Genomic DNA, 14724 nt, shown 5'->3' with positions numbered 1-14724 from the left:
GGGCGACATAGACAGAAGGCCCGAAGTTTACGGACTCCGGGCCCTCACTTGTCACTCGCATCCCGATTACGGCTTGGCAGGAACCGTGATTTTGCCGTCGACGATGTCCTTCTTGGCAGCGTCGAGCTTGTCCTTGATGTCGTCGATCTCGCCGCCCGTGGTGGACAGGCCGACACCGTCGACCTTGAGGTCGTACGTCACGTTCGTGCCGCCCTTGGCGCCGCCCTGGAAGGCCTTGATGAACTCGAACACGCCGACGTCGACGCGCTTGAGCATCGAGGTCATGATCACCGACTGCAGGTCGGTCTCCTTGACCGTCTGCCGCTGGTCGGAGTCGACGCCGATGGCCTTCTTGCCGGCCGCGGCGGCCGCCTGGAACACGCCGAGGCCGGAGTCGCCGGAGGCGTGGTAGACGATGTCGGCGCCGTCCTGGTACATCTTCTCGGCCGCGACCTTGCCCTTGTCGGGGGCCTTGAAGCCGCTGAAGTCGCCGTCAGGGGTGAGGTAGGTGACGTCGATCTTGGCGTCCGACTTGACCGACTTCACGCCGGCCACGAAGCCCGCCTCGAACTTCTTGATCAGGTCGGACTCGACGCCGCCGACGAAGCCGACGTGGCCGCTCTCCGACTTGGTCGCCGCGGCGACGCCCGCCAGGTACGAGCCCTGCTCCTCGGCGAACAGCAGGCCGGTCACGTTGGGCGCGTTGGAGGCGGAGTCGACGACCGCGAACTGCAGGTCGGGGTATTCCTCGGCGGTCTTCTTGACGTCCTCGGCGTAGGCGAAGCCGACCCCGATGATCGGGTTGTAGCCGGCGTCCGCGAGCTGACGCAGCAGGTCACCGCGGTTGGATCCGTCGGCGGAGGGGCTCAGCTCCTTGATCTCCGCGCCCAGCTCCGTCTTCGCCCTCTCAAGGCCGGTGTAAGCCGCGTCGTTGAAGGACTTGTCACCACGCCCGCCGACGTCGAACGCGAGGCCGACCTTCAGCGAGCCGGTGCCCGCCGCGGAACTCGTGTCCCCTGTCGGCTCTTCGCTGGCCGTGGTTCCCCCACCGCCACCACAGGCGGCCGCTGCCATGAGCATGACGCCGGCGACCGAGCCGAGCATCAGCCTGTTGAATCGCTTGCCGAGCAAGGCGACTCCTTCCATTTCCCCGCCGCCGAATCTCATCGCAGGCGCGAAGAAACGAACGGCACCTGCACGGAAGATAGTTGCTTGACCAGGGACAACCAAACCGGCGCACAGGGTCGCAACCGCTCCGTTATCGACATCACTCGCGTCCGTGACCTGGGACCTGAATCCGGCACGAAGCAGGCACACCGTACGACATCCGGAAAGATTTCCCCAACTTCGCCCCATGGACACCCCTTGCCCCAGCGCTCATCGTGACGGAGATTCCCAGCGAAGGTCGAAAACTCTCATCGGAGCCCGCATGCATTCTCGGAAGATCCCTAGGAGGCTCGCCGTGCCGCTGGCCGCGTTACTCGTGGCCACCCTGACCGGCACGACACCCGCCTCGGCCGACACCCCCGCGATCACCATCGAGAACAACGCGACCCAGCCCGTCTTCTCCCGGGCGGACGCCATCCAGCAGACGGTGTTCGTCGAGGTCAAGGGCACCGACAGCGACAACGACGGCCAACCGGACAGGGTGGCCGTGGACATCCTGCGGCCCAAGGAGACCGACCAGGGGCTCAAGGTCCCGGTCATCATGGAGGCGAGCCCGTACTACGCCCCCGGCAACGACGTCGCCAACCACCCCGTGGACGTGGACGAGCACGGCAACCCGCTGCCCGCGCTCACCGCGCTCAGCGCCCGCCAGGACGCCGGGCCGTTCGACGGCTACTACGACAACTACTTCCTGCCCCGCGGCTACGCCATCGCCCTGGTCGAGAACGTCGGCAGCGCCCGCGCCACCGGCTGCCCCACCTCCGGCGACCGCAACGAGACGGCCGGGCCGAAGGCCGCCATCGACTGGCTCAACGGGCGCGCCAAGGGCTTCGACGCCGCCGGCAACCCCGTCCACGCCACCTGGTCCACCGGCAAGGTCGGCATGATCGGCGTCTCGTACAACGGCACGCTGCCCAACGCCGTCGCCGCCACCGGCGTCGAGGGCCTCAAGACGATCGTGCCGATCGCCGCCATCTCCAGCTGGTACGACTACTACCGCGCCAACGGCGGCGTCCTCGCCCCCGGCGGCTTCCAGGGCGAGGACCTCGACGTGCTCGCCAAATACGTCCTGACCAGGGAGAACGGCCAGGAAGCCTGCGGCGCCGTCATCGACGACATCGCCGCCGAGCAGGACCGGATCACCGGCGACTACAGCGCCTTCTGGGACGTCCGCAACTACATGAACGACGTGCGCAAGGTCAAGGCCAGCGTGTTCGTCGTGCACGGGCTCAACGACTGGAACGTCAAGACCAAGCAGTTCGCCCAGTGGTGGTACGCGCTGGCCAAGCAGAAGGTGCCGCGCAAGATCTGGCTGCACCAGGGCACCCACATGAACCCGTTCAGCCTGCGTACCGTCGAATGGCTGCGCCAGCTGCACGGCTGGTTCGACTACTGGCTGCACGGCATCGACTCCGGCATCATGCGCGAGCCGCAGGCCGACGTCGAGGCGGCCGCCGGCCAGTGGGAACAGCACCGCTCCTGGCCGCTGCCCGGCACCGTGACCGTCCCCCTGCACCCCGGCCCCGGCTCCTCTCTCGGCTTGCTCCCCCGCCCGCGCGCGGCCAAGGAGACCTTCGTCGACCAGAAGACGAGAACGGCCGAGCAACTGGTCGAGGCCACCGGCCCCGACCCGAACCGCCTCGCCTACACCACGCCCGCCCTCCCCACGGACGTCCGCATCTCCGGCACCCCGACGGTGAAGGTCCGCGCCTCCTTCAAGGACGGCGCCTCGCCATACCTGACCGCGTTACTGGTCGACTACGGCACCGACACCCGCCCGAACGGCAGCCTGCTCTCAACCGGCGAGAACTACTGCTACGGCCAGGGCGTCCCCGGCGACACCGGCTGCACGGTCCTCCGCACCCTTGGCACCTCCGTGACCCCGTACAAGATCGTCACAAGAGGCTGGCTGGACGCCCGCAACCGCCACCGCCCCGACCGCACCGACGCGCTCCGCCCAGGCAAGGACTACGACTTCACCTGGGACTTCCAGCCCACGGACTACACCTTCAAGAAGGGCCACCGCCTGGGCCTGGTCGTCATCTCGACCGACTACGACTACACCCTCCGCTACCCGGCGGGCACCAAGATCACCATCGCCCCCTCCCACTCCAAGCTCAACCTCCCCATAACCCTGGGCCGCCTCCCGTAGGAGGGGAAAACCCCCGCCGCTTCGGCGGGGGCCTAAAGGGGGGGTGGGGTGCCAAGCCCCAAAGAGACCCCTGCCGAAGAGGGACAGGACCTCCGCCGCACTTCGGCGGGGGCCTTAAGGGGGTGGGGTGCGAAGCCCCAAACAGACGCCTGCCGAAGACGGGCAGGACCTCCGCCGCACTTCGGCAGGGGTCCTCAAGGGGGTGGGACGGGGCGCGGAGCCCCGCGGAGGAACCCCAGTCGGAGCACCCGCAGGCCCCCGCCGCACTTCGGCGAGGGCCTCCAAGGGGGGTGGAGGGTGGTGTGTCTCCAAGGGACCCGGCGAAAGTGCGGCGGAATCCCACCCCTACACCAAAGGACCGCAGCCGAAGTACGGCGGAACCCCCACCCCCCAACCCAAAGGACCCCGGCCGAAGTACGGCGGAACCCCCACCCCCCCAACCCAAAGGACCCCGGCCGAAGTACGGCGGAACCCCCACCCCCCCAACCCAAAGGACCCCGGCCGAAGTGCGGCGGGGGTCCCTCTCCTTACACCCGAAAGGACCCCGGCCGAAGTGCGGCGGGGTCCTTTCCGGACAGGGGTGGTCAGGCCATGGCGTTGGTGATCGAGTCGAGGGGGCCGACCTCCCACAGGGAGGTCAGGGCTGTGGTGGCCATCACCCGCACCCCCATGGCGATCGCCTTCTCGTCCACGTCGAACGTCCCCTGGTGGATGTCGTACGTCACCCCGTCAGGCGACCGCGTGCCGAGCCGGGCGAAGGCGCCCGGGATCGACTCGAGGTACCAGCCGAAGTCCTCGCCCCCGAGCGACTGCTGGGTGGGGACGACGGCACCGGCCCCGAGGGCCTGCTCGGCGGCGGCGGAAAGCATCTCGACGCTGAGCTCGTCGTTGACGACGGGCGGCACCCCGCGGGTGTAGTCGAGGGTGGCCTCGACGCCGTAGGCTCCGGCGACGGATTCGAGCAGCGACTTGATGAGGTCGGGCGCGGCGTGCCAGGCGTCCTCGTCGAGGCAGCGCACGGTGCCCTCGGCGACCCCGTCGTCGGGGATGGCGTTGGCCGCGGTGCCGGCCATCACCTTGCCCCAGACGAGGCTGAGGGACGAGCGCGGGTCGACGCGGCGCGACAGCGCGGCGGGCAGCTCGGTGAGGATCTTGGCCAGGGCGAAGACGAGGTCGGCGGTCAGGTGGGGGCGGGCGGTGTGGCCGCCGGGCCCGGACACCCGCACGGCGATCTTGTCGCAGGCGGAGGTGATGGGGCCGGTCCTGAGGCCGAACTGGCCGACGTCGACGCGCGGGTCGCAGTGGAGGCCGAAGATGCGGTCGACGCCGCTGATGCCGCCGTGGGCCATGACCTCGAGCGCGCCGCCGGGCAGCTCCTCGGCGGGCTGGAAGATCAGGCGTACGCGGCCGGGCAGCGACCCGGCGGCGGCCTGCTGGGCCAGGAAGAGCGAGGTGCCGAGCAGGACCGTGGTGTGCACGTCGTGGCCGCAGGCGTGGCAGGCGCCCGCCACGGTCGAGCGGTAGGGCACGTCCTTCTCGTCCTGCAGCGGCAGCGCGTCGATGTCGGCGCGCAGGGCGATGGTCGGGCCGTCGCCGCTGCCGACGTCGCAGATCAGCCCGGTGCCCTTGGGCAGCACCGAGGGGCTGAGGCCGGCGGCGGTGAGCCGCTCGGCGATGCGCTGTGTCGTGCGATATTCGGCGAAGGCCAGCTCAGGGTGCATGTGGAGGTCGCGGCGGAATGCCACGAGATCCTGCTCGGTCTCCGCCAGGAACGCGTCGAGTTCGCCTCGAAGCTCACGTCCCCGCATATGTCACCGTCCCGTCCGATGCCATGCGCTCCCAGCGAACTGCCGGGCTGCACGGCTCATGCGCTCCAAAAAACCTCTCCATCGCCGCCGCGGCCACCTGGTTGAGCGGCCGGTGTGCGGCGGAAACCAAAGATCGGCCCGCCGGATTCGGTGCGCGGATCGTCAAGCACGGGCTTCGCATTCCATCGATCGCGAGTGCCGCCGCAGCCAAGGAGCACGGCGGTCGGCCGTGTGCCTGATGGCGATGCTTCGACTTTATCGCCCTCTCGCGCCTGCACGCCGACAGATACCCCAAATGTTGGCCCGCGGCACGTCCGAAATCGCAGGTGGTCACGTTCCGTACGGGCGCTGGTGATCCCTAAATAGTCACAAGGGATCAGTAGATCGTGACCCGATGCTGCCAGTTCAAACGTGGTCAGCGATTCCGATTCCTGTCACCTTCCGTCATGGTCATCACACTTCAGCGGTTGCTGTTTTCGGGGGGATTGCGTGTTTCACTCGCTATATGATCACTAATATCCCGTTCGGGGAGAAGTATGCTGGGTTGAGCATCTTCGAGCCGGGCGAGGGGACCCTGGTGGTCGTGCCCTCGCTCTCCCTTCCGCAGGACGAGCTCCGCCGGATCACGGGGGCCAGGTCCTACGAGGAGCGCCTGCTGTTCCTGCTCCTGACGCTCCGGGAGCCCGGGGTCAAAGTGGTCTACCTCTCCTCCGCGCCGGTCGACCCCGAGATCGTCGACTACTACTTCGGCTTCCTGCCCGATCCGGATGACGCCACCAAGCGTCTGACGCTGATCAGCCTCGACGACCCCTGGTCCCAGCCGTTGACCAGGGGTGTGCTCGACCGTCCCGACGTGATCGAGCAACTGCGCGCGGCGATCGACGGGGACGCTTGGCTGGTGCCCTTCGTGCTGAGCGAGCTTGAGGAGGAGCTGGCGTCGCTACTCAGCGTGCCCCTCTACGGACCCGCCACGTCCCTTTCCTATTACGGCTCCAAGAGCGGGGCCAGAGAGGTGGGACATGAGGCGGGCGTCCCGATGGCCCGGAGCTTCGGCGACGTGCGCACGGCGCTCCAGATCGAGGAGGCCATCGAGGCCCTGCCGGGCGACCGGGTGATCGTCAAGCTCAACGACGGCTACTCGGGGCTCGGCAACGCCATCGTCACCAGGTCCGACCGGTCGCTGATCAGCTTCTCCGCCGACGGCGAGGACTGGGGCAGCTTCACCGCGAAGATCAGGGAACGGGGTGCGGTGGTCGAGGAGTTCATCGAGCACCGGCCGCTGTACTACCCGAGCGCGCTGGCCGGCATCACGCCCGGCGGGCACGCCAGGGTGCTGGCCACCCACGACCAGGTGCTCGGCGGCCCGAACGGCCACGTCTACCAGGGCTGCACGTTCCCGGCCGCGCCGGAGTACCGCGCCGAGGTGGGCGCGTCGGCGGGCCGCATCGCGCAGGTGCTCGCGGAGCGCGGCGTGGTGGGCCTGTTCGGGATGGACTTCTTCGCGCTCAAGGCCGACGCCGGGTACGCGGCGCTGCTGTGCGAGATCAACCTGCGCATCGGCGGCACCACGCACCCGTACGGCGCCGCTGTCCTGACGACCGGCGCCACGTACGACCAGGCCACCGGCCACCTCATGTCAGGCGACCGGCCGAAGTACTACACCGCGACCGACAACTGCGCCTCGGCCTGCCTGCGCGGGCGCACGCCCGGCGAGGTGATGCGCACGGCGGACCGGCTGGGCGTCGGCTTCGACGCCGAGCGGCGTACCGGCAACGTGTTCCACCTGCTCGGGGCCATCCCCGAGCACGGCAAGCTGGGCTTCACCACGATCGGCGACTCCCGCGAGGAGGCCGACGAACTGCACGCGCTCACCCGCCGCCTCCTGTGCGGCCCTTGATCCCACCGCTGCCCCCACCGCTGCCCCCGCCGCGCAACGCGCGCCAGCCGATCACCCCCAGGACGACCCCGAGCACGATGTTCACCGCGATCAGCACGCCGTGCACCACGTAGAACGCGGTGGGGTGGCCGTCGGCCAAGTTAAACCCGAGGTTCACCCACTCGAAGATCATGAATGCGCCTAGGATGATGAGGAATCCGGCGATCTTTCGTGACACATGTGCCTCTCTAGCATCGAACGTGGATCTTCGGGGGATGTGTCGCCACATGTGCACTATCACGGAGCTACGCTGAGACCGCCATGTGGACGAAACTCGTGCCGGTCACGGCACTCATCGCCTCGGTCGCGCTCACCGGCGGGACCGCGCACGCCGAACCGACGACGCCGGTCGGCGGCGAGGCGCTGGGCAGCCGCGGCCTGGTCGCCCCCGCAGGCGTCAAGAAGCCGCCCAAGAGCAAGGCTACTTCGTACGTCATCGCGGACGCCGACACGGGCCAGGTGCTCGCGGCCAAGGACGCCCACGGGCGCTACCTGCCGGCCAGCACGCTGAAGACGCTCACCGCGCTCACGCTGATCCCCAAGCTGGACAAGAACCGCAAGATCAAGCCCAGCAGGAACGCGTGCAACCAGGAGGGCAGCGCGGTCGGCCTGTCGCCGAAGGTGTCGTACAAGATCGAGGACCTGTTCAGGGCGCTGATGATGTCGTCCGGCAACGACGCCGCGATGGCGCTGGCCGAGACGAACGGCGGCGTGGCCAGGACCATGGCCGACATGAACGCCGAGGCCAAGCGGCTGCAGGCGTTCGACACGGTGGCCAAGACGCCGAGCGGCCTCGACGAGAAGGGGCAGAGCAGCTCGGCGTACGACCTGGCGCTCATCGCCCGCGCCGGCCTGGCCAACCCCGACTTCCGCCGCTACATCAGCACCAAGACCGCGAAGTTCCCTGCGCCCAAGGGCCACTACGAGATCAGCAACCACAACAAGCTGCTCTGGCGCTACGACGGCATGATCGGCATCAAGAACGGCTGGACGTCGAAGGCGCGCGCCAGCTTCGTCGGCGCGGCCACCAGGGGCGGCCACACGATCGTGGTGAGCATCATGCGGCACGAGGGCTTCTTCTGGGACGAGGTGTCCGAGCTGCTCGACTGGGGCTTCTCCGTACGCGGCAAGGCGGCCCCCGTAGGACGCCTGGTGGACCCGCTGCCCGCCACCGCGCTCGCGGGCCCGCACACGGCCGCCACAGCCGCTCCCACGACGGCTCCGTCCGGCGGGGCGTCGGTCACTCCGGCCGCGCAGCCGCCGCTGCTCGACACCGCCGCGTCCAAGCAGACCGACTCCACCAAGATGGTCGGCTCGATCGTGATCGGCGGCGGGCTGCTGTTCGGGCTGATCTGGCTGGGGTTCGGCATCCGCCGCAGGCGCGGCCGCTCAGGTCTCTGACGCCGGCGCCCGCTCCGCCTCCTCCTGAGCCTGCTCGACGGCGGGGATCGGGGACGGAGCGGGCGGCGGGCCGAACCCCGCGGTGGCCGTCCACGCGGCCACGAACAGCACGAGCCTGGCCGAGAAGTTCATCCACACCAGCAGGCCCACGATGACGGCGAAGACACCGTACAGGGCGGAGTTGCCGAGCGTGGTGGCCAGCAGCAGCGTCGCGATCTGCTTGAGCACCCCGAACCCGATCGCGCCCAGCAGCGCGCCCTTGGCGATCACGCGGAACGGCTGGCCGGTCCGCGCCACCCAGCCCAGCAGGATCACGAACAGCAGCCAGTCGGCCCCCACCCCGGCGCCCACGCCCGCCGCGCGGAAGCCGAGGTTGGCGAGCACCGACTCCTGGCCGAACAGGAAGTGCATGACGTTGTTCGTCGCCGTGGTGGCGAACCCGGCGACCAGCACCGACGAGATCGCGGTCACCCCGATCAGCAGCAGCGAGACCAGGTCGCGCAGCTTGCCGACGAGGAAGCCGAGCGGCGGCACGGTGGTCATGTACATCTCGCGCAGGGCGCCGCGCAGCGCGTCGAGCGCGCCGAGACCGGCGTAGAGCAGGCCGAGCAGGCCGATGATGCCGGCGGTCTCCTTGGCCGTGGCGATGGCGGTCAGGTCGAGCTGGTCGGAGATGCCGGGCAGGCGTTCCTCGATGGCCTTGGTGAGCGCGTATTTGGTGGTCTCGCTGGTCGCCACCACGAAGCCGAGCACCGCGTACGAGAGCGCCACCAGCGGGAAGAACGACAGGAACGCGAAGTAGGTGACCGCGCCCGCCAGCCGGTCGCCCGACTGGAGCTGGTAGCGCTGCACCGCCCTGATGAGGTGGTCGAGCGCGGGCCGGCGCACCCGCCAGTCGTTCAGCCTGCCACGCCCCCGCGCCTTCACCGCCGCCACGCGCTCCGCCAGACTCGCCATCTCACCCTCTCACCACGGGCCCGGGGCGGTGATCAGGCTGCGACCACCGCGCGGGCGCTGTCGGCCAGGGTGGCGACGACCGTCGCCACCTCCTGATGGAGCAACTGCCCAGCACGCTTGACGGCACGCCCGGCGCCGAGGACGGTGTCCGCGTCAGCGTGACCATGTCGCCGGGCCCGAAGACCAGGGGTGCCCGACGAGTCCGTCAGGCAGGCGGCCGACGCCCTCCGCGAGGTCCTCGCGCCCCTCGGCGGGCGCCGCCTCCGCCGACCGAAAAACGCGAGCGTTTCACGCGTTCCACACCCCCGGATAGGGCCTCTGAGCAGGGCGGAAACCGGGACGGACGGACAGCGGGAGCCCTAGCCTTTGGGATGTTCCGACCGACCCAGGAGGCGTCCCGCCCATGGCCGAAATCAGCACCGGGCACATGGTCAGGCTCCAGCGCGAGCGAAGAGGCATGAGCACCACCGCGCTGGCCACGCAGTCCGGCTGCACCCCCAGGCACATCGAGCTGATCGAGCACGGCAAGCGCACCCCCTCGCTCCCCCTGCTCAGGGAGATCGCCAAAGTGCTCGGCGTCCGCACCGCGGTCCTGCTCGGCGAGACCCCGCGCGACTCGCACGAGCCCAGCAGGCCGCAGATCGGCGACATCGAGCGGGCTCTGTTCACCAGCCGCTCGCAGGCGCCCGACATCGAGCCGCCCGACGCCGACCAGCTGGCCGAGCGGGTGGCCGCCGCCCGCAACGCCTGGTTCGCCTCGACGCGCCGCTACTCCATCCTCATGGCCGCGCTGCCGTCGATCATCACCGACGCCGAGAGCCTCGCCCTGGAGCGCACGCCACGGGCCTGCGGCGTGGCGACCGACGCGTACCTGCTGGCCAGGGGTGTGCTCAAGCACCTGCGCAGGGTGGACCTCGCGCACCTGGCCGCCGACCGGGCGATGCGCTTCGCCGAGGAGTCGGAGGACCCGCTGATGACGGCGTGGGCCTACTGGAGCCTCGGGCAGTCGATGCTCTCCGACGACATGCACGAGATCGCGTACGACGTCGCCCGGCGCGGCCTCGATCTCCTCGAACCCCACGTCGCCGAGGGCGACGAGCGGCACATCAAGGCGCTCGGCGCGCTCCACCTGCTCGCCGCCATCGGCGAGGCCCGCGGGGGCGACGACGACACCGCCAAGGAGCGCCTGCGCGGCACCGCCGCCCGGCTGGCCGAGCGGGTCGACGACACCTCCAGCGGCTACGACCTGGCCTTCTTCGGCCCCACGAACGTCGCCATCCACATGGCCAGCATCGAGAACGACATCGGCCGCCCCGAGGCCGTGCTGCGCATCGCCGACGACATCGACCTGCGCCGCACCCCGTCCATCGAGCGCCGCACCACCCATCTCGCCCAGGTCGCCCGCGCCTGCGAGGACCTCGGCGACGACGCCGCGAGCCTGCTCCACCTGCTGCGCATCGAGCGGGAGAGCCCCGAGGAGCTCGACCACAAGCTGCTGCTGCGCGAGATGGTCAGGTCGCTGGCGCGGCGGGCCCGCCCGTCGTGGGCCCCCGAGGTACGCCACCTCGCCGAGCGCCACCACATCACGGTCTGAGCCCCGAACTCCGAGTTCGGTCAGTGCGAACGGGGAGATCCTTCGCCCGAGTTCGTCACCGTCAGGCGCTGGAGTGCCACGCTGCGTCCATGACCACAGCGCCGAGTGCCGATTTCGTCATGGAACACCTGCTCCAGGAGGCCACGCGGGAGTTCCCCGGATGGTCGTTCGAACGCGACCGCTCGGGCTGGACCGCCACCCGCGACGAGACTCGCCTGCGCCGGCCCAGCCTGGCCGCCCTGCGCGCGATCCTGCGCGTGCACCGGGCCGTCCGCCACGACCCGGAGTGCCCGTGCGTCTAGGCGCGCCCGCCGCGGTCAGAGCAGGAAGCCCACGCGGTCGCGCACCTGCTCCATCGTCTGCTTGGCCACCGCCGACGCGCGCTCGCCGCCGATCGCGAGCAGCCGGTCGAGCTCCTTCTCGTCGGCGAGCAGCTTCTCCGTGCGCTCCCTGATCGGCGTGAACGTCTCGACCACCGCCTCGGCGACGTCCTTCTTGAACGTGCCGTAGCCCTGGCCCTCGTAGCGGGCCACCAGCTCGGGGATGGGCGTGCCGGTCAGCGCGGACTGGATGCGCAGCAGGTTGGAGATGCCCGGCTTGTTCTCCTCGTCGAACAGCACCTCGGAGCCCGTGTCGGTGACGGCGCGCATGACCTTCTTGCGCAGCGGCCCCGGCTGCTCCAGCACGTCGAGGATGCCCGCGGGGCTGGAGGAGGACTTCGACATCTTCGACGTCGGGTCCTGGAGGTCGGTGATCTTCTCGACCTCCTTCGGGATGAACGGCTCGGGCAGCGTGAACGTGTCGCCGAAGCGGTGGTTGAAGCGCTGCGCGAGGTCGCGGGTCAGCTCGAGGTGCTGCTTCTGGTCGGCGCCCACGGGAACGCGGTCGGCCTGGTAGAGCAGGATGTCGGCGGCCTGCAGGATCGGGTAGGTGAACAGGCCCACGCTGGCCGCGCTCTCGCCGAACTTGGCCGACTTGTCCTTGAACTGCGTCATCCTGGCCGCCTCGCCCATGCCGGTGAGGCAGATGAGGATCCACGCCAGCTCGGTGTGCTCGCGCACGTGCGACTGCACGAAGACCGTCGACCGCTCGGGGTCGAGCCCGGCGGCGAAGAGCTGGGCCGCGGCCACGCGGCTGCGGCGGCGCAGCGCGGCGGGCTCGGTCGGCACCGTGATCGCGTGGAGATCGACCACGCAGTAGAACGCGTCGTGGGTCTCCTGCAACGTGACCCACTGACGGAGCGCACCCAGGTAGTTGCCCAGGTGGAAAGAGTCCGCTGTGGGCTGGATGCCGGAGAGAACACGAGGTCTGGCCATAGCAGGCAATTGTGTCAGGAATCCTGCTCGGGTGCCGACTCGACGGCCGGTCGGCGTTTCACCCTGACCCGGGCGATCCTGCGGCCGTCCAGCTCGGTCACGGTCAGCTCGAAGCCGCTGAACTCCACCCGCTCGCCCACCGCGGGCACGTGGCCCAGCATGGCCATGACGAAGCCGGCCAGCGTCTCGTACGGGCCGTCGGGCAGCCTGATGCCGGTCTCGGTGGCGAAGTCGTTGAGGTTCGTCAGGCCGTCGATCTCGATCTCGCCGGCGGGCAGGACGACGACGTCCTCCTCGATGTCGTACTCGTCCCTGATGTCACCGATCAGCTCCTCCACCAGGTCCTCCATGGTGACGATGCCGGCCGTGCCGCCGTACTCGTCCACCACGATCGCCAGGTGCTGGCCCTCGTCGCGCATCTCGTTGAGCGTGGTGAGCAGGCGCTTGGAGGCGGGCACGAACTTGGCCGTCCTGATCGGCACCACCGCGCTGATCGGCTCGGTCCGCCCGATCAGCTCCGGGTCCAGCAGGTCGCGCACGTGGACGAAACCCACCACCTCGTCGTACGACTCCCGGTAGACGGGGAAGCGCGAGTGCGGCAGCGTGGCGGCCAGCCTGGCGGCCTCGGTCAGCGGCGTGTCGGCGTCCATGAACTCGACCTCGGTACGCGGCAGCATCACCTCCCTGAGCTGCCGTTTCCCGGCGGCGAACACCTCGGCGATGAGCTTGCGCTCGTCGGCGGTCAGGTCGGTGTGTCCCACCACCATGTCGCGCAGCTCCTCGGTGGTGACCTCCTCCCTGTCGGCCGCCGGGTTGCCGCCGAGCAGCCGGACCACGAGATCGGTCGACTTCGACAGCATCCAGATGACCGGGCGCGACAGGGCGGCGATGCGGTCGAGGAACGGGGCCACGACGAGCGACAGGCCCTCGGCGCGCTGCAGCGCCAGCCGCTTGGGCGCCAGCTCGCCGAGCACCAGCGACACGTACGAGATCGCCAGCGTCACCAGCACCAGCGCGAGCACGGGCGCGACGGCCTCGGGCACCTGCCGGCTCACCAGCACGGGCTCGAACTGGGCGGCCAGCCGGTCGGCGCCGAACGCGGCCGACAGCATGGTGGCCACGGTCACCCCGATCTGCACGGCCGACAGGAACCTGTTGGGGTCCTGGGCCAGCTTGGCCACCCGCTCGCCGCGCTTGCCCTGCTGGGAGAGCTTGCGCACCTGGCTGTCGCGCAGGGAGACCATGGCTATCTCGGCGGCGGCGAAGAAGCCCCCGATCAGAATGAACAGCAGGACCAGGGCGATGTTGGCCGCGACGGTGTCAAACATGGTGGTTGGCAGCGTACTCGTCGGGTTTCCCGCGTATGCTGAACGGCAAGCCTTACAAAATCAAACATATCTCCACAGGAGTGCACATGAGACTGCTGGTCACCGGAGGGGCCGGATACGTCGGCAGTGTCGTCGCCGCCCAGCTCGTCGAGGCGGGACACGAGGTGACCGTGCTCGACGACCTGTCCACCGGTCACGAGGACGCGGTGCCCGAGGGCGCGCGGTTCGTGCGCGCCGACATCGCCGAGGCCGGGCAGGCGCTCGACGGCGTGGACGCGGTGCTGCACTTCGCCGCCAAGTCGCTGGTCGGCGAGTCGGTGCAGCAGCCTGCGCGCTATTGGGCCAACAACCTGGGCGGCACGCTGGCGCTGCTCGACGCCATGCGGGAGCACGGCGTGGGCCGGATCGTGTTCTCCTCGACGGCGGCGACGTACGGGGAGCCCGAGCGCTCGCCCATCGAAGAGAGCGATCCCACGCGCCCGACCAATCCCTACGGCGCGACCAAGCTGGCGGTGGACAGCGCGCTCACCGCGTACGCGGGACAGCGCCGCCTCGGCGCGGTGAGCCTGCGCTACTTCAACGTGGCCGGCGCCTACGGCCGCTACCGCGAGCGGCACGCGGTCGAGACCCACCTCATCCCCAACGTGCTCAAGGTCGCGACCGGCGAGCGCGAGTCGGTCAGCGTGTTCGGCACCGACTACCCCACGCCCGACGGCACCTGCGTGCGCGACTACATCCACGTCGCCGACCTGGCCAGGGCCCACCTGCTCGCGCTGGAGTCGATCACGCCGGGCAGGCACGAGATCTACAACCTGGGCAGCGGCGCCGGCTTCTCCGTGCAGGAGGTGATCTCGGTCTGCCGCGAGGTCACCGGGCACGAGATCCCCGCGGTGGTCGGTGAGCGGCGGCCCGGCGACCCCGCCGTGCTGGTGGCGTCGTCCGCGAAGATCCAGCGTGAGCTGGGATGGAAGGCCGAGCGGCCGGCGCTGCGCGACATCGTCGCCGACGCCTGGGGAGCGCTTTCCCGGAAATGACCCTACGCGTGTGCGATCTGTGCTGTGATAC

Annotated in this window: 12 protein-coding genes; 6 read left to right on the top strand and 6 right to left on the bottom strand. The window is 69.7% G+C overall.

All coding sequences use genetic code 11. The annotated features are described in order from the left end of the window. Window positions 1–66: 66 nt before the first annotated feature. Window positions 67–1131: a BMP family ABC transporter substrate-binding protein gene (locus AB0K12_RS01865; protein WP_364554977.1), complete on the bottom strand. Its 1065-nt coding sequence runs from the start codon at window positions 1129–1131 to the stop codon at window positions 67–69. A gap of 298 nt (window positions 1132–1429) precedes the next feature. Between AB0K12_RS01865 and AB0K12_RS01860 the strand changes: the two genes are divergently transcribed. Then, window positions 1430–3319 (top strand): Xaa-Pro dipeptidyl-peptidase, encoded by a 1890-nt coding sequence (locus AB0K12_RS01860; protein WP_364554975.1) that lies wholly within the window; start codon window positions 1430–1432, stop codon window positions 3317–3319. Between the two features lie 584 nt (window positions 3320–3903). Here the strand turns inward: AB0K12_RS01860 and AB0K12_RS01855 are convergent. Further along, window positions 3904–5127 carry a M20 family metallopeptidase gene (locus AB0K12_RS01855; RefSeq protein WP_364554973.1) on the bottom strand — a complete coding sequence of 408 codons (1224 nt, stop codon included), beginning with the start codon at window positions 5125–5127 and terminating at the stop codon, window positions 3904–3906. A gap of 544 nt (window positions 5128–5671) precedes the next feature. Between AB0K12_RS01855 and AB0K12_RS01850 the strand changes: the two genes are divergently transcribed. After that, window positions 5672–7024: a peptide ligase PGM1-related protein gene (locus AB0K12_RS01850; RefSeq protein ID WP_364554971.1), complete on the top strand. Its 1353-nt coding sequence runs from the start codon at window positions 5672–5674 to the stop codon at window positions 7022–7024. Here the strand turns inward: AB0K12_RS01850 and AB0K12_RS01845 are convergent. Beyond that, window positions 6996–7196 (bottom strand): hypothetical protein, encoded by a 201-nt coding sequence (locus AB0K12_RS01845; protein ID WP_364554969.1) that lies wholly within the window; start codon window positions 7194–7196, stop codon window positions 6996–6998. The two genes, AB0K12_RS01850 and AB0K12_RS01845, sit on opposite strands and share 29 nt — an antisense overlap. Window positions 7197–7324: 128 nt before the next feature. Here AB0K12_RS01845 and AB0K12_RS01840 point away from each other — a divergent pair, with 128 nt between their 5' ends. After that, on the top strand, window positions 7325–8464 hold the full coding sequence (locus tag AB0K12_RS01840) for a D-alanyl-D-alanine carboxypeptidase (protein ID WP_364554967.1): 1140 nt from the start codon (window positions 7325–7327) through the stop codon (window positions 8462–8464). Here the strand turns inward: AB0K12_RS01840 and AB0K12_RS01835 are convergent. Next, window positions 8453–9421, bottom strand: coding sequence for a YihY/virulence factor BrkB family protein (locus AB0K12_RS01835; protein WP_364554965.1), 969 nt, complete (start codon window positions 9419–9421; stop codon window positions 8453–8455). The two genes, AB0K12_RS01840 and AB0K12_RS01835, sit on opposite strands and share 12 nt — an antisense overlap. 403 nt (window positions 9422–9824) lie before the next feature. On the opposite strand from AB0K12_RS01835, the gene AB0K12_RS01830 reads away from it, so the two are divergent. Together AB0K12_RS01830 and AB0K12_RS01825 are read left to right on the top strand one after the other, a co-directional pair. After that, window positions 9825–11015, top strand: coding sequence for a helix-turn-helix transcriptional regulator (locus tag AB0K12_RS01830; protein ID WP_364554963.1), 1191 nt, complete (start codon window positions 9825–9827; stop codon window positions 11013–11015). Window positions 11016–11104: 89 nt separating this feature from the next. Beyond that, window positions 11105–11317, top strand: coding sequence for a hypothetical protein (locus AB0K12_RS01825; protein WP_364554961.1), 213 nt, complete (start codon window positions 11105–11107; stop codon window positions 11315–11317). A gap of 15 nt (window positions 11318–11332) precedes the next feature. On the opposite strand, the gene trpS is transcribed toward AB0K12_RS01825, so the two are convergent. Then, the gene (trpS, locus tag AB0K12_RS01820; protein WP_364554959.1) at window positions 11333–12331 is read right to left on the bottom strand and encodes a tryptophan--tRNA ligase; all 999 of its coding nucleotides are present in this window, start codon (window positions 12329–12331) and stop codon (window positions 11333–11335) included. A gap of 14 nt (window positions 12332–12345) precedes the next feature. Continuing rightward, the gene (locus AB0K12_RS01815; protein ID WP_364554957.1) at window positions 12346–13659 is read right to left on the bottom strand and encodes a hemolysin family protein; all 1314 of its coding nucleotides are present in this window, start codon (window positions 13657–13659) and stop codon (window positions 12346–12348) included. An 86-nt stretch (window positions 13660–13745) separates the two neighbouring features. On the opposite strand from AB0K12_RS01815, the gene galE reads away from it, so the two are divergent. Beyond that, on the top strand, window positions 13746–14693 hold the full coding sequence (gene galE / locus AB0K12_RS01810; RefSeq protein WP_364554955.1) for a UDP-glucose 4-epimerase GalE: 948 nt from the start codon (window positions 13746–13748) through the stop codon (window positions 14691–14693). Window positions 14694–14724: the final 31 nt, after the last annotated feature.

It is taken from the genome of Nonomuraea sp. NPDC049419 (assembly GCF_040676995.1).
GTDB lineage: Bacteria > Actinomycetota > Actinomycetes > Streptosporangiales > Streptosporangiaceae > Nonomuraea > Nonomuraea salmonea.
The sequence above is the reverse complement of the archived record's forward strand: the minus strand, read 5'-3'. Positions and strand labels throughout refer to the sequence as shown.